Source organism: Kribbella sp. NPDC026611 (assembly GCF_040638345.1).
Taxonomy (GTDB): Bacteria; Actinomycetota; Actinomycetes; order Propionibacteriales; family Kribbellaceae; genus Kribbella.
Genome location: NZ_JBEZYC010000004.1, coordinates 106,135 through 122,239 on the forward strand (window position 1 = coordinate 106,135; position 16,105 = coordinate 122,239).

Consider the following 16,105-nt stretch of genomic DNA (forward strand, 5'->3'; position numbering starts at 1 on the left):
TCCTCGGGCAGGCGTGCGTTGGGCCTGGCAATTCCAACGTTGAATAACAAGCCGGACAACCGGTTCCACCGTGCTCGAAGCGAGCCCGAGGCCATTCGAACAGGGTCGAACCCGGTCAGGGTCTTGACCGTTGGGGGCCTAGGATGCTAGCAATATAGCCATGGTGGAGGAGGCAGCCAAGAAGGTGCAGTTCAACGTGTACCTGCCGCCGGAGCTGGTGCGGCGGGTGAAGCACAAGGCGGTGGACGACGGGGCGAGCTTGTCGGCCCTGGTGGAAGCGGCGTTGACGGAGTATCTCGGGAAGCACGGGGAGGCGCGGGGATGAACGACGTGGTGCTGCGGCCGTTGCGGTTCACCGATGACGTGGCCGGGATGCGGGTGTTTCTCGAGCGGCTCGGGTTGCGGGCGCGGATCGAGTCCGAGCGGGGTGGCTGGGTGGACATGGTCGCCGGCGGCGGTGGGATGGTCGCGTTGCACGACGCGGCGAGCAGCTCGACCGGTGGGCGGCCCGGGCAGACCAACCTGTCGTTCGAGGCGGACAAGATCGACGAGTTGAAGGACCGGCTGCAGGAGATCGGGTTCGTCGACGCGACGGTCTTCGACGAGGCGTACGGGCGGGTGCTGTCGGTGACGGCTCCGGACGGCGTGGTGATCTGGGTGGACGAGCGGAGCGACGACCTGTACGGGTACAAGCTGCACGACGCGAGTCCGGACGACCGCTGGTCGGTCACGCCGTACCTGACCGGCATGGAGGAAGCCGGCTGGCGCCGCTTCCTTCGGGGGTTGCGTGCCGACGCGGCCGTGCGGTTCGGGCCGTCGGACGAGCCGTTCGCGGTACGGCTCGAGCTGACGACGACCGAGGATCTCGACGAGGTCGCGCGCCGCCTCGACGGCCTGCAGGTGACCCGGACCGCCACCGGCCTGGAGATCACCGATCCCGATGGCCAACTTGTCGTAGTACACCCGAATCGTTGACCTCCAGTGGAGATGAACTTGCAGGATGCGCCTGTGACTGAACGGCTTCGGGACGACCCCGACTTCCGCAGGTACTGGATCGCCCGCGCGTTGTCGGTCACCGGGTCGATGGTGACGGCGATCGCGCTACCGGTGCTGGTGTACCGGCTGAGCGGGTCGACCGTGCTGACTGCTCTGGTGACGGCTCTCGAGTCGGCGCCGTACCTGCTGACCGGCCTGTTCGCCGGCGCGCTGGCCGACCGCTGGAACCGTCGACGTGTGATGGTGAGCGCCGACCTGGTCAACGCCGTACTGGTCGGCTCGGTGCCGTTGGCACACCTCCTCGGCGTCCTGTCGGTCGCGCAGGTGCTGGTGGTCGCGTTCACCGTCCAGTCCGTCTACACGTTCTTCGACGGCGCGAACTTCGGCGCGCTCCCGGTTCTCGTCGGCCGGGCGCGTGTCGCGGCGGCCAACTCGGCGGTGTGGACGGCGTCCAGCTTGATCGAGCTGTTCGTGCCACCGCTGACCGGTCTCTTGCTCGCCGTACTCGACCCGGCCAGCCTCCTGACCCTTGACGCACTGAGCTTCGCCGCCTCGGCCTTCGCCGTCCGCGGCATCGCGCGTGCGCTGTCCGAGGAGCGTGCCGACCTGCCGCCGCTGCGTCCGAGAGTGGTACTGCGTGACATCGGCGAGGGCCTGCGCTACCTGATTCACCATGCGGGCGTCCGGACGATGACGATCATCGGCAGCGTGCAGTCGTTCGCCGGCGGCGGCTTCATGGCGCTCATCGTGGTCTGGTGCGACCGCGTGCTGCAGGTCGGTACGTCGGGACTCCGGTTCGGCCTGGTCTGGGGGACGTGGGGGATCGGCGGCATGATCGCGGCCGTGAGCCTGCCGCGGCTGCTGAAACGACGGCCGCCGGCGGCGATCACGCTCTACGCGTTGCCGGTGTCCGCGTTGCTCGGCGTACTCTCACCGCTGTCACCGAACTGGGTCGTCGCCGCGGTCGCCCTCCTGGTGTGGGGTTCGGCGTACGTGCTGGTGATCGTCAACGCGATCTCCTACCGCCAGCAGGTGACACCGGAGCACCTGCTCGGCCGGGTCAACACGGCCGGACGGATGCTGTCCTGGGGTGTGGGCTGGACGCTCGGCTCGGTGGCCGGCGGCCTGCTGGGGAAGGCGGTCGGGATCAGGTCCGGCATGGTGCTGATGGGGCTGTGCGCGTTCGCCGGGGTCGTGGTGGCGTGGACCTCGCCGCTGCGCAAGATCGCCGCCGCGCACGATCCGACGGCGGTTTGACGCCCTGGTTGCATGGTTTCGGGCCGGCATCGGTTAGGTTCTGCGCGTGGGCGTACGGGTTCTCGGTCCTCGTGACCTCGCGGCGGCGCGCGCGGTCATCGCCCGCGACCCGGTCGTGAACGTGTTCGTCGACAGCCTCGTGCAGGCGTCGGGGCTAGACCCGCGGCGCGGCGCGGAGGTCTGGGGGTACGTCGAGAAGGGTTCGCTGGAGGCGCTCTGCCACGCCGGCGGCAACATGGTCCCGGTCGGCGCCGACGACGCCGCGTTGCGCGCGTTCGCGGCGTACGCGATCCGCCGCGGGCGGAACTGCTTCCAGATCCTCGGCCAGGCCCGCGCGGTGGAGGAGCTGTGGACGATCCTCGAGCCGCACTGGGGTCCGGCCCGCGAGGTGCGGGACAACCAGCCGTTCATGGAGATCGAGGGCCGGCCGCTGGTCGTGCCGGACCCGTTGGTGCGCGCGGTGGAGCCGGTCGAGCTGCCGGTGCTCTACCCGGCCTGCGTGGCCATGTACACCGAGGAGGTCGGCGTACCGCCGCAGACCGGACCGGACGGTACGTTCTACCGGTCCCGGGTGGCCGAGCTGATCCGCGCCGGGCGGGCGTTCGCCCGGATCGAGGACGGGCGGGTCGTGTTCAAGGCCGAGGTCGGCTCGGTGGGGACCGGGGTGTGCCAGATCCAGGGCGTCTGGGTCGACCCGGAGTACCGCGGCCGCGGCCTCGCCGCGCCGGGGATGGCAGCCGTGGTCGAGCTGGCCCAGCAGATCGCGCCCGTGGTGACGTTGTACGTCAACGCGTTCAATCTGCCCGCACGCGCAGCGTACGAACGAGTCGGATTCCGCACCATCGAAACCTTTGCGACCATCTTGTTCTAAGCTCCGCCCCATGGTTTCCCGCGAGTGACCTGTGGATAACTTGGTGAGAGCATCACCGGCGGACCGATATTCTCTGTGATGTCCTGTTCCTGACTTTGCCCGCTTGGAGACTCCCGTGATTTTGCGTATGTCGTCGTTGTTCCTCCGCACCCTTCGCGAGGACCCGGCGGACGCGGAGGTCCCGAGCCACAAGCTGCTCGTCCGCGCCGGGTACATCCGTCGCGCCGCGCCCGGCATCTACACCTGGCTGCCGCTCGGTCTGCGGGTGCTGCGCAACGTCGAGCAGATCGTCCGCGAGGAGATGGACGCGATCGGCGCGCAGGAGCTGGTCTTCCCGGCGCTGCTGCCTCGGGAGCCCTACGAGGCGACCGGCCGCTGGACGGAGTACGGGCCGAACATCTTCCGGCTCAAGGACCGCAAGGGCGCGGACATGCTGCTCGGTCCGACCCACGAGGAGATGTTCACGCTCGTGGTGAAGGACCTGTACTCGTCGTACAAGGACCTGCCGCTGTCGATCTACCAGATCCAGAACAAGTACCGCGACGAGGCGCGGCCGCGGGCCGGCGTGCTGCGCGGGCGCGAGTTCGTGATGAAGGACTCGTACTCCTTCGACGTCGACGACGAGGGTCTCGCCGCGTCGTACGAGAAGCACCGCGAGGCGTATATCAAGATCTTCGACCGGCTCGGCTTCGACTACGTGATCGTGCAGGCGATGTCCGGCGCGATGGGCGGGTCGCGGTCCGAGGAGTTCCTCGCGATCGCGGAGAACGGTGAGGACACCTTCGTCCGGTCGCCGGGTGGGTACGCCGCCAACGTCGAGGCGGTCGTGGTGCCGCAGTCGCCGGCCGTCGACGCGTCCGCCGTACCGGCGTCCGAGGTCGTGGACACGCCGGACACGCCGACCATCGATACGCTGGTCGACGCGCTGAACGCGAAGCACCCGCGGACCGACGGCCGGGACTGGACCGCGGCCGACACGCTGAAGAACGTGCTCGTGATGCTGGTGCACCCGGACGGTTCGCGCGAGCCGCTGGCGATCGGCGTGCCGGGTGACCGGGCGATCGACGAGAAGCGGCTCGGTGCGCAGGTGGAGCCCGCCGAGGTGGTTGCGTTCGAGGAGGCGGACTTCGAGAAGCACCCGTCGCTGGCGAAGGGCTACATCGGGCCGGGTGTGCTCGGTGCCGAGAACACGTCCAAGATCCGGTACCTGCTCGACCCGCGGGTGGCCGAGGGGTCGGCGTGGGTGACGGGCGCGGACAAGACCGGCTTCCATGTCATCAACCTTGTGTACGGGCGGGACTTCAGCGCGGACGGCACGATCCAGGCCGCCGAGGTGCGCGACGGTGACCAGGCGCCGGACGGCTCCGGCCCGCTAGAGGCGGCGCGCGGGATCGAGATGGGCCACATCTTCCAGCTCGGCCGGAAGTACGCCGACGCGCTGGACCTGAAGGTCCTGGACCAGAACGGCAAGCTCGTCACGGTCACGATGGGGTCGTACGGCGTCGGTGTCACCCGCGCGGTGGCCGCGATCGCCGAGGGCAACCACGACGACCTCGGCCTGGTCTGGCCGCGCGAGATCGCGCCGGCCGACGTCCACCTCGTTGCCACCGGCAAGGACTCCGAGGTCTTCGCGAAGGCGGCGGAGCTCGCCGCCGAGCTGGAGTCCCGCGGTCTCACGGTCATCTACGACGACCGCGAGAAGGTCTCACCGGGCGTGAAGTTCAAGGACGCCGAACTCCTCGGCATCCCCACCATCGCCGTGGTCGGCAAGGGCCTCGCCGACGGCACAATCGAAGTCAAAGACCGCCGCTCCGGCAACCGCACCGACGTCCCCGTCGCCGACGTCGTAGACCACCTGGTCACCACCGTCCGCGGCTGACCCACCCACTCCGCCCGCCCCCCACTCCACCCCGGAGTGGGGGCCGGCGTCGTTAACCAGCAGCACGTTGCCACGACTCCACGAACTCCACGCACCTCCAGCACGAGGAACCCAGCGGGTGTTCGGGGGACCGGCGAGTGCTGGGGTGTTCGGGAAACCCGTGGGTGCTGGGTGTTCGGGGAACCGACGGGCGCTGGGTGGTGGGCTGGGGCCGTTGGCGCGGTGCTGGGGAGTTGGGGAGACCGGCGGGGGCTGGGGTGGTCGGGAACCGGCGGGCGCTGGGTGGTGGGCTGGGGCCGTTGGCGCGGTGCTGGGGAGTTTGAGAGACCGGCGGGGGCTGGGGCGAGCGAGAGTACGAGGAGGCCTGTGGACGAGTCCTGTGTGTTCTGCGACATCCTTTCCGGGAAGGTGCCGGGTCGGTTCGTCTACCAGGACGACGCGGCGTGCGCGTTCCTCGACATCCGCCCGCTGCGCCGCGGCCACACCCTCGTCGTACCACGTCGCCACGTATCCGACCTGACGACGGACGACGCCGCGGAAGCTGTCGCTGCAGTCGGCCCGGCGCTGCAGAAGACGGCGCGTCTGCTGAAGACACGCCTACCCGCCGACGGCGTCAGCCTCCTCCAGGCCAACGGAGCCGCCGCCGGCCAGGAAGTCTTCCACCTGCACTTCCACCTAATCCCACGCTGGACCGCCGACCACCCCCTAACCAACTGGACCGCCGACCAAACCGCCCGCGACAACCTGCCCGCAACCCACCACCTCCTAACCACTTAATCCCCACACCACCAAGCCGCACCCCACCCGCCCCACGCCCCGTCCCGCCCCACGCCGGGTCCCGTCCACCGGTCCTCACGCCCACACCCCAGCCATCCGGCACCCGGTCCCCACACCCCAGCCCTCCGGCGTCCCGCCCCCACACCCCAGATCTCTTCAGGGGTACACCCGGCGGAACATTCGGTGAATGTTGCGGGCGGCGTGATGTCGAGGAATGGAGGTTGGGTGCGATCTGGGGGTGTGGTGCCTGAGGGGGTGCCGGGATTGAGGAGTGAGATGCGGGAAATGGAACTGCGTGGGGTCGTGACGGGTGACGTGCTTGTTGCCGGGGATGACGGGTTCGAGGTGGCGGGGCGGACGATGGTTGCGACTGGCCGGCCGGCGGTGGTGGTGCGGTGTGCGACGGCGGCCGATGTGGCGGCCGCGTTGAAGTTTGCCGAGGCCAACGATCTGCCGATCGCGGTGCGCAGTGGCGGGCACCACGCGGCAGGGCTGGGGACCAACGACGGCGGGGTCGTCATCGACGTCCGGCCGATGGACTCCGTCGAGGTGCTGGGCGACGGCGTGGTGCGGATTGGGACGGGCGCTACTTGGGGGCAGGTGGCTGAACGGTTGGCGAAGGATGGGCTGGCGATCTCATCGGGCGACACCGCCGGCGTCGGGGTCGGCGGATTGCTGGCCGGCGGCGGGATCGGCTGGATGGTTCGCAAGTACGGGCTCGCGATCGACAACGTGATCGCCGCCGAGCTGGTGACCGCCGACGGAACGGTACGGCGAGTTGACGCCGCCACGGACCCGGAGCTGTTCTGGGGCGTACGAGGCGCAGCAGGGAGCCTCGGTGTGGTCACGTCGTACGAGCTGACCGCCGTACCGCAGCTGACCGTGCACTACGGCTCCCTGCTGTTCCCGTGGACGCAGACGGAGCAGGCCCTCGCCGGGTGGGCGGCGCACATGACGGAGGCTCCGGACGAGCTGACGTCAACTTTGCAGCTGGCGCCGACGATGATGGCCGACCGGCAGGTCCCGGTCGCGGTCATCGCCTGCGTGACCGGCGGCGACGTCGACAAGATCCTCGAACCACTGCGGGGACTGGGCACGCTGCTCACCGACAAGGTGGCCGAAGTGCCGTACCCGAAGGTGTTCGAGGACATGACGATGCCACCGGGCTTCGCGCCCCGGATCCGGAACGGCCTCTTCGACGAGTGGTCGCCGGACCTGGCCGCCAAGCTCCTCTACGCCCGTCAGCACCTGCCCGCGCTGGCGATGGAGATCCGCGCGCTCGGTGGCGCGTACGGCGCGATGCCCGCGGACGCGACCGCCTTCGCCCATCGCGACGCCCGCTTCCTGGTGAACACGGTGCTGCTGGACCAAAGCTCCCAGGCCGCCGACTTCGACGCGTGGTGGCAGACCTTGGAACCGAACGGCGCATACGTCAACTTCCTGTCCCACCCGACCGAGGCCGACCTCGCAACCTGCTACCCCGAGCCGCACCGCACCAGGCTGGCCGAGCTCAAGCAGCGGGTCGACCCCGGCCACGTGTTCCGGAGCGCACTCGCCGTACCGCCGGCGGGTCTCGACCTACCGAAGCAGGAGTGGACCGGTGGTCGTCGTCATCTGCTGAGGTGGGCGATGCGGGCGCGCAGGTAGTTCTGCTCGGCGGTGTTGCGGGTGCGGTCGAGGGCCGCCTGGTAGTTGTCACGGGCCACTTCCGGGCGGCCGGCCAGTTCGTGCAGGTGCGCCAGGACGGACAGCCGGCGATGGTGGTCGCCGAGGTAGCGGTCGTCGGCAAGCTTCTCGACGATCGCGATCCCGGCCTCCGGGCCCTCGGTCATCGCGATCGCCACCGCGGACGCCAGCCGGACCATTGGCCCCGGGTCGACCTGCTCGAGGATCCGGTAGAGACCGGCGATCTGTTCCCAGTCCGTGCTCTCGACCGAGTCGGCCTCGCTGTGCACGGCCGCGATCGCCGCCTCCAGTTGGTAGGGACCCACGGCGCCCGAGCTGAGCGCGTCCTCGGCGAGCCGCGTGCCCTCGGCAATCTCATCGGCGTACCACTGCGACCGGTCCTGCCGATCGGCGGGAATCAGATCACCGCCGGGACCGGTCCGCGCGTCGCGCCGGGCATGCGTGAGGATCATGAGCGCGAGCAGTCCGGTCACCTCCCCGCCCGGGCTGGCCCGGTGCAGCAGGCGGGTGATGCGCAGCGCTTCTTCGGCCAGGTCTACGCGCTGCAGTTTGTCGCCGGTGCTGGCGGTGTGCCCTTCGTTGAAGATCAAATAGAGAACATGCAGTACGGCGCGCAGCCGGACGTCGTACTCCGCCGCGGTCGGGAGCTCGAAGCGGACTCCGGCGATCAACCGCTTCGCCCGGCTGATCCGCTGCGCGACCGTGGTCTCGCTGACCAGCAACGCCGCGGCGACCTCGGCCGTGGTGAGACCGCCGACGGACCGCAGCGTGAGCGCGATCTGCGACGCCGGGGTCAGCGCCGGGTGGCAGCAGAGCACGAGCAGCCGAACGGTGTCGTCGGAGTCCTCGTGGTAGTCCTCGGCGTCAGCCGGCGACTCGCGGAGGAAGTCGTTGAGCTCGCGTCGCCGGCGGGCGTTGTCGCGCCGCCAGCCGTCCATCAGCCGGCGCGTCGCCACGCTGATCAGCCAACCGGTTGGTTGCTCGGGTACGCCGTTCGCGCGCCACCGCACGAACGCCTCGAGCAGCGCCTCCTGGACGGCGTCCTCGCACTGGTCGAACACGCTGTACCGCCGGACCAGTGCCGCGAGCGCCCGCGGCGCCCCCGCCCGGATCGCCGCCTCGACGTGGGGCGCCATCTACAGGCCGGCGATCTCCGCGGCGGAGATGAAGTCCTCCTCGTCGAGGTGGACCTCGCGGATCTCCACGCGGCGCAGCTCCACCAGCGGGATCCGGGCCGCGAGCTCCAGCACCCGGTCGAGCGAGGCGCAGTCGACCACGATCGCCCCGGCCAGGAACTCCTTGGTCTCCAGGAACGGCCGGTCCGACACCACCGGCGTCCCCCCGACCAGCTGGACCCTCTTGCTCTCGCGCGGGTCCTTCAGCGACAGGATCGAGAGCAGCTCACCACTGGCCTGCAGTTCGCGCGCGGTGGCGACGACCGCCGCGGGGCCGCCGGACATCTCCATCAGCTGCTCCTCGGAGTAACCCTCGAGCGCCTCGGCGTTGTTGTGGATCAGTAGTAGGAACTTCACCCCGCCCATTGTTCCTGAGGTGAAGCTCTCACACGATGGTGTAAAGGTTGTGTCGTACAACGCCCTTACCTGATCATCGGGTCGGTGAGGATGTTCCGCGGTGCCTGAGATCTCGTTACTGACGGTGTTGTTCCTGGTGGTGGCCGCGTTCGCGGCCGGCTGGATCGATGCGGTGGTCGGGGGCGGCGGGCTGCTGCAGCTGCCGGCGATGCTGCTCGGCCTGCCGCATGCGTCACCGGCGCAGATCCTGTCCACCAACAAGATCTCGTCTCTGTTCGGTACGGCGACCAGCGCGGTCACGTTCGGCGTGAAGGTCCGGCCGGACCGGAAGACCGTCCTGCCGATGGCGCTGCTGGCCGGTATCGGGGCCGCGGCCGGCGCGCTGGTGGCGACGAAGATCCCGATGGCGTGGTTCAAGCCGATCGTGCTCGTGCTGCTGGTCGGAGTCGCGATCTACACCGCGCTCAAGCCGTCACTCGGTGCACGCACCGCACTACGCTTCGACGGCCGCGACCACTATGTCGCGGCCGGCGCGGTCGGCATGCTGATCGGCTTCTACGACGGCGCGGTCGGTCCCGGGACCGGCTCGTTCCTGATCTTCGCCCTGGTCGGTTTCCTCGGCTACAACTTCCTCCAGGCCAGCGCGAAGGCGAAGATCGCCAACGTCGCCACCAACCTCGGCGCCATCGCCGTCTTCGCCGCGCACGGCTCGCCGCTGTGGATCCTCGGCCTGATCATGGGCGCCGCCAACATGCTCGGCGGCCTGCTCGGCGCCCGGACGGCGGTGGCCCGCGGCAGCAGGTTCGTCCGGATCATCTTCCTGGTCGTCGTCTCCGCCCTCATCCTCAGGCTGGCCTACGACGTCTTCTACAGTTGACGAATGGTCGACTACGACGGTCGGATGAGCCAGGTGTACACCGCCGGCCGCGGGATGGCGGTCGAGGAGGTCCGGCGCTGGACCGGAGCCCTCGCGGAACATCTACCGGAGCGCCGGCCGTTGGACGTGCTGGACCTCGGGAGCGGCACCGGGCGGCTGACGCCGGGCCTCGCCGAGGAGTTCCAGGGTCAGGTGTACGGCGTCGAGCCGGCCGAGGGGATGCGGGTGCTGGCGGCGGCACATCCGCGGGTGACCTACCTGGCCGGCAGTGCGGAAGCGATTCCGTTGCCGGAGGCATCGGTTGACGCCGTGCTGATGTTCTTGTCCTTCCATCACTTTCGCGATCAGGCCCAGGGCCTGCGAGAGGTACGCCGGGTGCTGCGGCCCGGGGGAGTGGCGTTCCTGCGCAGCCAGTTCGCCGACCTGATGCCGGACCTGTTCTGGTACGAGTACTTCCCGTCCGCGCGGACCGTCGACGCGGCGATGTACCCCACGCTGGCCGAGGCGCAGGCGATGGCGGCAGAGGCCGGGCTGGTGCCAGGCGAGGAGGTTGTCTGGGTGAGCGCGGAGAAGCAGCGGACGTTGCGGGAGACGTACGAGCGGGTCAGTCTGCGGGCGCTGTCGACCTTTGAGCACCTGCCCGCCGATGAGCTGGACCCCGGGTTCGCGCGGTTTGCCGCGGATGCTCAACGCGAGCCGGAGCGGATGATGCCTCTGCACCCGGGTGCGGTGCTGGTGCTTACGCGTCCCAGGTGACCCTGAGAGCCGTGGGTTTGCGGAAGACCAGACCTACCGGCGGTGGCGAGTCCGGGAGCAGGCGCAGGCCAGGCAGCCGGAGTACAGCCTCCAGGGCGGCCAGGGTCTCGAGGCGGGTCAGGTGCATGCCCAGGCAGATGTGCGGCCCGCTCGCGAAGGCCAGGTGGCGGCGGGCGTTCGGGCGCTGAACCAGAAAGTCATCCGGAGAGTCGAAGACGGCGGGGTCGCGGCCGGCGCCCGCGAGGGAGACCGTGACCATGTCGCCGGCGCGGATCGATGCACCGGCGAGCTCGACGTCGCGGGTGGCGTAGCGGTCGACGACGGCCGCGGCCGGCTCCAGGCGCAGGGACTCCTCCATGGCGTTCGGGAGGAGCGACGGGTCGGCGAGCACCAGCTCCAGCTGGTCGCGGTGCGTCAGCAGGTGCCACAGCGCGTTGGTGATCATGCCCTCGGTGGTCTCGATGCCGCCGAACATGAAGACCGCGGCGTTCGAGACGACGGCCTCTGTGTCGAGACCTGCGTGCGCGGCGACCGCGAGCAGTGACTCCGACGCATCGATGCCTGAGGCAACGTGCTTGTGGAGCTCGGCGAAGGCGGCGGCGCCCTCGGCCGTGACCGGTCGGCCGGCGGAGACGCCGGACACGGACGCGGAGATCGCGGTGTACCAGTCCAGGACTGTTGCTGCGGAGGCCGGTGGTAGGCCGAGGGAGTACGCGACCACGGCAACGGACAACGGGCCAGCCAAGCGCGCCCGAAGGTCCGCGGGTGGTTTCAATGCGGAGATCAAGCCTGACACGGTCTGCTGGACGGGTTCGGTGAAGCGACGCCGGGTTTCGGCCAGGCTGAACGGGCCCTCGAAGGGGTCGCGATGGGCCTTGTGATGGGTGCCGTCGAGGGACAGCATCGACGGCCCGACGACCTGGGCAGTGGAGAAGCGCGGGTCGTCGACCGTGAAGGTCTCCGGATCACGCAGGACGTCGAGAGCCAGGGCACGGGAGGTCACGTACCAGGAGTTCACGGCGTCGATCCAGCCGATCGGGCGGATCGCCGCCAGGGTCGGATGTGGGTCGCGTTCGAGGTCGGCCACAGTCACCATGAAGCCAGCCTAATTCGGTAATACCAGTTACCATGCTGGTATTGCTGAGACAGATCGGATCTCAACGACTCAGCGGGGCTCCGGGTTACGAACGCGTCATTCCAGCCCCTTAAGGTGTGGCCCATGTCAGACAACCTGGTGCTGCTGCCTGCCGTGGATGTGGCGGACGGACAGGCGGTTCGGCTGGTGCAGGGCGCGGCCGGCAGCGAGACGTCGTACGGCGATCCGCTGGCCGCGGCGATGGCCTGGCAGGAGGCCGGGGCGGACTGGATCCACCTGGTCGACCTGGACGCGGCGTTCGGCCGCGGCAGCAACCGCGCGCTGCTGGCCGAGGTGACCGGCAAGCTGGACGTGCAGGTCGAGCTCTCCGGCGGCATCCGCGACGACGACTCGCTGGAGGCCGCGCTGGCCACCGGCGCCCGCCGGGTCAACATCGGCACCGCCGCCCTGGAGAACCCGGAGTGGTGCGACCGGATCATCCAGCAGTACGGCGACCGGGTCGCGATCGGCCTGGACGTCCGCGGCCGGACCCTCGCGGCCCGCGGCTGGACCAAGGAGGGCGGCGACCTGTACGAGGTGCTCGAGCGGCTGGAGACGGCCGGCTGCGAGCGCTACGTGGTCACCGACGTCACCAAGGACGGCATGCTCCAGGGACCGAACCTCGACCTGTACCGGGACCTGTGCGAGCGGACCGCCAAGCCGGTGATCGCCTCCGGTGGGGTTTCGGCGCTGGACGACCTGAAAGCGCTCATGACGCTGGTCCCCGCAGGCGTCGAGGGCGTGATCGTGGGTAAGGCCCTGTACGCAGGTGCGTTCACCCTCACCGAGGCACTGGAACTCACGCGTGGAGGCGACAAGTGAGGCTGGCCGAGAAGCTCAAGGACAAGAAGGTCCTGGTCACCGGCGTCACCGGGTTCATCGGCGAGGCGCTGCTGCACCGGATCATCGGCGAACTGCCGGGCACCACCGTGGCCGTGATCATCCGGCCGAAGGGCTCGATGACGGGCTCCGACCGGCTCGCGCAGGTGCTCCGCAAGGGGATCTTCCAGGGCTTCTACGGCGAGAACACGCCGTACGCCGACGCCGCGGCGCTGGCCGCCGCCCGGATCCAGGTCATCGACGGCGACCTGTCCGACGTACCAGAGCTGCCGAAGGACCTGGACGTGGTCGTGCACTGCGCCGGCGACGTCAGCTTCGACCCGCCGATCCACGAGGCGTTCACGACCAACGTGCTCGGGACCAAGCAGCTGCTCGAGCGGATCGAGGAGACCGGCCGCCTGGTCCACTACGTCCACATCTCCACCGCCTACACGGCCGGCCGCCGGCGCGGCGCCGTGCCCGAGGCCCCGATCGACCACACCGTCGACTGGCGGGTCGAGGTCGAGGCCGGGATGGGGATGAAGGCGCGGGTCGAGGAGCAGTCCCGGGAGCCGGCGTTGCTGGCGAAGTTCCACAAGGAGGCCGACAAACTGCACGGCCGGGCCGGACCGATGACGACGGCGGCCGACACCGAGCGGCGCCGGATCGAGTGGGTGGCGAAGCGGCTGGTCGAGACCGGCACCGAGCGCGCCCGCAGCCTCGGCTGGACCGACGCGTACACCTTCACCAAGGCCCTCGGCGAACGGGTCGTGGAGGAGTTCGCCGAGCGGATGCCGGCCTCGATCGTGCGGCCGGCGATCGTCGAGTCCGCCTGGACCACGCCGTACCCGGGCTGGATCGAAGGCTTCAAGATGGCCGAGCCGATCCTGCTGGCCTACGGCCGCGGCGAGCTGCCGGAGTTCCCGACCACCGGTGACGCGGTGATCGAGATGGTCCCGGTCGACCACGTGGTCGGGGCGATCTGCGCAGTGATGGCCCGCGACGCCGAGGTCGCCAAGCCGGAGTACTTCACCATTGGCTCCGGCTACCGCAACCCGCTCAGCTTCCACAAGCTGCACCCGTGGATCCGCGAGTACTTCCTGCGGCACCCGTTCGACATGGGCGACCGCGGGGACGTCCGGCTGCCGATCTGGCGCTACCCGGGCGGCGACTCGGTGGAGAACACGCTCCGGTTCGGCGAGCGGGCGCACAAGCTCGCCGACGCGGTGGTGACCCGGATCCCGCGCAGCGAGCGCACCCGCAAGTACGCCCGCGAGCTCGACGTGCAGAAGCGCCGGCTGGACTTCCTCCGCCGGCTGCTCGACCTGTACGGCGAGTACGTCCAGGTCGAGCTGCAGTTCGTCGACGACAACACGCTCGCGCTGCACAACTCCCTGGATCCCGAGGACCGGGAGAAGTTCTGGTGCGACGTCTCGGTGGTCGACTGGAAGGTCTACCTGCAGGACGTCCACCTGCCCAGCATCACCGCCTCGATGCGCCGCCTCGACGTGGTCCGGAAGAAGCGGAACCGGGCGCTCGCCGAGACCGCCGGCGTGCTGAAGAAGGTCGAGAAGAACGACGGCACCGAGGTGATCGCCGCGTTCGACATGGACGGCACGCTGCTGTCCTCGAACGTGATCGAGACCTATCTCTGGATGCGGCTGCCGGAGCTCGACAGCCGGGAGCGGGTCGGAGAGCTCGGAGCGATGCTGCGCCGGCTGCCGAAGCTGGTCTCGGCCGAGCGCAAGGACCGGGGCAAGTTCCTGCGCACCATCTACCGCCGCTACGAGGGTGCCGACCCGGCCGAGCTGGACGCGATCGTCGACGAGATCCTGGCCGAGCACGTCCTCGACCGGCTCAGCGGCGCCGCGGTCCGGCGGGTCCGCGAGCACCGCGCCGCCGGGCACAAGACGATCCTGATCACCGGCGCGATCCGGCAGCTGACCCGGCCGCTGCGGCCGCTGTTCGACGAGATCGTCGCGGCCGAGCTGGCGCTCGACGACAACGGCCGCTGCAACGGGTCCCTGACCAGTCCGCCGCTGGTCGGCGAGTCCCGGGCGGCCTGGATCCGCAACCGGGTCCGCGGTACCGGTATCGACCTGTCCAAGTCGTTCGCGTACGCCGACAGCCACTCCGACCTGCCGATGCTGCAGGCGGTCGGCAACCCGGTCGCGGTGTCACCCGACGTCCCGCTGTACCGGGCCGCCCGGGCCGCGCGCTGGCAGATCGTCGACTGGAAGTCCGCCTCCCACACGTCCCGACTGGAGATTCCCGGGGTGAAGACCCAATGATGCTCGCCCTGGAGATGTACCGGTCGCCGGCCAAGTTCCTGGCGGCCAAGGCGATCGGCGGCCGGATCCCCGGCATCCTGACCGGACCCGCGGCGCCGCTGCGGCTCGTCACCATCGACGAGCCGAAGGCGGACCGGCCCGGCTGGGCCCGGATCCGGCCGATCCTGTCCGGGATCTGCGGCTCGGACCTCGGCATGGTGACCGGCTCGACCAAGTTCTACTTCACCGCGATGGTGTCGATGCCGTTCGTGCCTGGCCACGAGATCGTCGGCGAGCTGCTCGACGACTGCGAGGACCTGCCCAAGGGCACCCGGGTGGTGATGGACTCCGTCCTCACCTGCGCTGCGCGCGGCGTCGAGCTCTGCACGAACTGCGCCACCGGCCACACGAACCGGTGCGACCGGATCACGGTCGGCCACGTTTCCCCTGGTCTGCAGACCGGGTACTGCGCCGACACCGGAGGCGGCTGGGGCAACGTCATGGTCGCCCACCGCAGCCAGCTGTACGCCGTACCCGACGGCCTGTCCGACGAGCGCGCCGTGCTGACCGAGCCGCTGGCGTGCGCCGTACACACCGCGCTGCGGGCCCGGGTCGAGCCGGGCCAGTCGGTGCTGGTCAGTGGCGCGGGCGCGGTCGGGCTGTTCGCAACCCTCGCGCTGCGCGAGCTGACCCAGGTCGGCCGGATCACGGTTGTCGCCAAGCACCCGAAGCAGCGCGAGCTGGCCCGGGCGTTCGGCGCCAGCGACGTGGTCGCCCCGGACGAGGTGTTCCGTGGCGTCCGCCGGGCCACCGGCGCGTTCCGGCTGAAGCCGGAGCTGGCGAAGGAGTTCCTGCTCGGCGGGGTCGACATCGCCATGGACGCGGTCGGCAGCAAGGACTCGATCGACACCGTGCTGCGGGTCACCAAGGCCGGCGGCCGGGTGATCCTGTCCGGCATGCCGTCGACCGGCGCCGACCTGTCGCCGCTGTGGTTCCGCGAGCTCGAGCTGACCGGCACCTACGCGTCCAACCGCGAGGAGCCCAACGACCGCCCGGCCTTCGAGACCGCTCTCGAGCTGGCCGGGAAGGCGCCGCTGGACGGGATCGTCGGCGCGCGCTACCCGCTGTACCGCTGGCGCGAGGCGATCGACCACGCGCATTCGGCCGGCCGCCTCGGCACGGTCAAGGTCGCCTTCGATGTGAGGGCCTCATGAGGGCCGCACCGATGAGGACGCACGACGTACGACGAG

15 protein-coding genes are annotated in these 16,105 nt (G+C 69.8%); 12 read left to right on the forward strand and 3 right to left on the reverse strand.

The window, feature by feature from the left end:
• Positions 1–160: 160 nt before the first annotated feature.
• The 7 genes from AB0E69_RS17605 (at position 161) to AB0E69_RS17635 (ending at position 7,427) form a co-directional block, all read left to right on the forward strand.
• The gene (locus AB0E69_RS17605; RefSeq protein WP_360146250.1) at positions 161–325 is read left to right on the forward strand and encodes a CopG family transcriptional regulator; all 165 of its coding nucleotides are present in this window, start codon (positions 161–163) and stop codon (positions 323–325) included.
• On the forward strand, positions 322–975 hold the full coding sequence (locus AB0E69_RS17610; protein ID WP_360146253.1) for a VOC family protein: 654 nt from the start codon (positions 322–324) through the stop codon (positions 973–975). The genes AB0E69_RS17605 and AB0E69_RS17610 overlap by 4 nt, the downstream gene beginning before the upstream one ends.
• A gap of 33 nt (positions 976–1,008) precedes the next feature.
• A complete protein-coding gene (locus AB0E69_RS17615) occupies positions 1,009–2,253 on the forward strand; it encodes an MFS transporter (RefSeq protein WP_360146256.1) in 1,245 nt (414 codons plus the stop codon).
• 46 nt (positions 2,254–2,299) lie between these two features.
• A complete protein-coding gene (locus AB0E69_RS17620; protein ID WP_360146259.1) occupies positions 2,300–3,124 on the forward strand; it encodes a GNAT family N-acetyltransferase in 825 nt (274 codons plus the stop codon).
• Between the two features lie 115 nt (positions 3,125–3,239).
• On the forward strand, positions 3,240–5,003 hold the full coding sequence (locus AB0E69_RS17625) for a proline--tRNA ligase (protein WP_360146262.1): 1,764 nt from the start codon (positions 3,240–3,242) through the stop codon (positions 5,001–5,003).
• A 366-nt stretch (positions 5,004–5,369) separates the two neighbouring features.
• Positions 5,370–5,780 carry an HIT family protein gene (locus tag AB0E69_RS17630; RefSeq protein WP_360146265.1) on the forward strand — a complete coding sequence of 137 codons (411 nt, stop codon included), beginning with the start codon at positions 5,370–5,372 and terminating at the stop codon, positions 5,778–5,780.
• A 276-nt stretch (positions 5,781–6,056) separates the two neighbouring features.
• Positions 6,057–7,427: an FAD-binding oxidoreductase gene (locus AB0E69_RS17635; protein ID WP_360146268.1), complete on the forward strand. Its 1,371-nt coding sequence runs from the start codon at positions 6,057–6,059 to the stop codon at positions 7,425–7,427.
• Here the strand turns inward: AB0E69_RS17635 and AB0E69_RS17640 are convergent.
• Both AB0E69_RS17640 and AB0E69_RS17645 read right to left on the reverse strand, forming a co-directional pair.
• On the reverse strand, positions 7,391–8,602 hold the full coding sequence (locus AB0E69_RS17640) for a sigma-70 family RNA polymerase sigma factor (protein ID WP_360146271.1): 1,212 nt from the start codon (positions 8,600–8,602) through the stop codon (positions 7,391–7,393). The genes AB0E69_RS17635 and AB0E69_RS17640 overlap by 37 nt on opposite strands.
• Positions 8,603–8,998: a YciI family protein gene (locus AB0E69_RS17645; RefSeq protein WP_360146274.1), complete on the reverse strand. Its 396-nt coding sequence runs from the start codon at positions 8,996–8,998 to the stop codon at positions 8,603–8,605.
• A gap of 100 nt (positions 8,999–9,098) precedes the next feature.
• Between AB0E69_RS17645 and AB0E69_RS17650 the strand changes: the two genes are divergently transcribed.
• Together AB0E69_RS17650 and AB0E69_RS17655 are read left to right on the forward strand one after the other, a co-directional pair.
• Entirely contained in the window at positions 9,099–9,875 is a 777-nt protein-coding gene (locus AB0E69_RS17650; protein WP_360146277.1) for a TSUP family transporter, read from the forward strand.
• A 3-nt stretch (positions 9,876–9,878) separates the two neighbouring features.
• Positions 9,879–10,631, forward strand: coding sequence for a class I SAM-dependent methyltransferase (locus tag AB0E69_RS17655; protein WP_360146280.1), 753 nt, complete (start codon positions 9,879–9,881; stop codon positions 10,629–10,631).
• Here the strand turns inward: AB0E69_RS17655 and AB0E69_RS17660 are convergent.
• Complete coding sequence (locus AB0E69_RS17660; protein ID WP_360146283.1) at positions 10,615–11,727, reverse strand: cytochrome P450; 1,113 nt, start codon at positions 11,725–11,727, stop codon at positions 10,615–10,617. The two genes, AB0E69_RS17655 and AB0E69_RS17660, sit on opposite strands and share 17 nt — an antisense overlap.
• 123 nt (positions 11,728–11,850) lie before the next feature.
• On the opposite strand from AB0E69_RS17660, the gene priA reads away from it, so the two are divergent.
• Genes priA through AB0E69_RS17675 form a run of 3 tightly spaced genes read left to right on the forward strand, consistent with a single transcriptional unit; the run spans position 11,851 to position 16,069 of the window.
• Entirely contained in the window at positions 11,851–12,588 is a 738-nt protein-coding gene (gene priA, locus AB0E69_RS17665; protein WP_360146286.1) for a bifunctional 1-(5-phosphoribosyl)-5-((5-phosphoribosylamino)methylideneamino)imidazole-4-carboxamide isomerase/phosphoribosylanthranilate isomerase PriA, read from the forward strand.
• Positions 12,585–14,876: an HAD-IB family hydrolase gene (locus AB0E69_RS17670; RefSeq protein WP_360146289.1), complete on the forward strand. Its 2,292-nt coding sequence runs from the start codon at positions 12,585–12,587 to the stop codon at positions 14,874–14,876. Before priA ends, AB0E69_RS17670 begins: the two co-directional genes overlap by 4 nt.
• Entirely contained in the window at positions 14,873–16,069 is a 1,197-nt protein-coding gene (locus AB0E69_RS17675; RefSeq protein WP_360146292.1) for an alcohol dehydrogenase catalytic domain-containing protein, read from the forward strand. Before AB0E69_RS17670 ends, AB0E69_RS17675 begins: the two co-directional genes overlap by 4 nt.
• The last annotated feature ends 36 nt before the right edge of the window (positions 16,070–16,105 follow it).

What these genes read in the sequence shown, in the direction of transcription:
- AB0E69_RS17610 (WP_360146253.1), top strand. Translation starts at nt 322, where the DNA reads ATGAACGACGTGGTGCTGCGGCCGTTGCGGTTCACCGATGACGTGGCC.
- AB0E69_RS17640 (WP_360146271.1), bottom strand. Translation starts at nt 8,602, where the DNA reads ATGGCGCCCCACGTCGAGGCGGCGATCCGGGCGGGGGCGCCGCGGGCG.
- AB0E69_RS17675 (WP_360146292.1), top strand. Translation starts at nt 14,873, where the DNA reads ATGATGCTCGCCCTGGAGATGTACCGGTCGCCGGCCAAGTTCCTGGCG.
- AB0E69_RS17655 (WP_360146280.1), top strand. Translation starts at nt 9,879, where the DNA reads ATGGTCGACTACGACGGTCGGATGAGCCAGGTGTACACCGCCGGCCGC.
- priA (WP_360146286.1), top strand. Translation starts at nt 11,851, where the DNA reads ATGTCAGACAACCTGGTGCTGCTGCCTGCCGTGGATGTGGCGGACGGA.
- AB0E69_RS17605 (WP_360146250.1), top strand. Translation starts at nt 161, where the DNA reads ATGGTGGAGGAGGCAGCCAAGAAGGTGCAGTTCAACGTGTACCTGCCG.
- AB0E69_RS17635 (WP_360146268.1), top strand. Translation starts at nt 6,057, where the DNA reads ATGCGGGAAATGGAACTGCGTGGGGTCGTGACGGGTGACGTGCTTGTT.
- AB0E69_RS17660 (WP_360146283.1), bottom strand. Translation starts at nt 11,727, where the DNA reads ATGGTGACTGTGGCCGACCTCGAACGCGACCCACATCCGACCCTGGCG.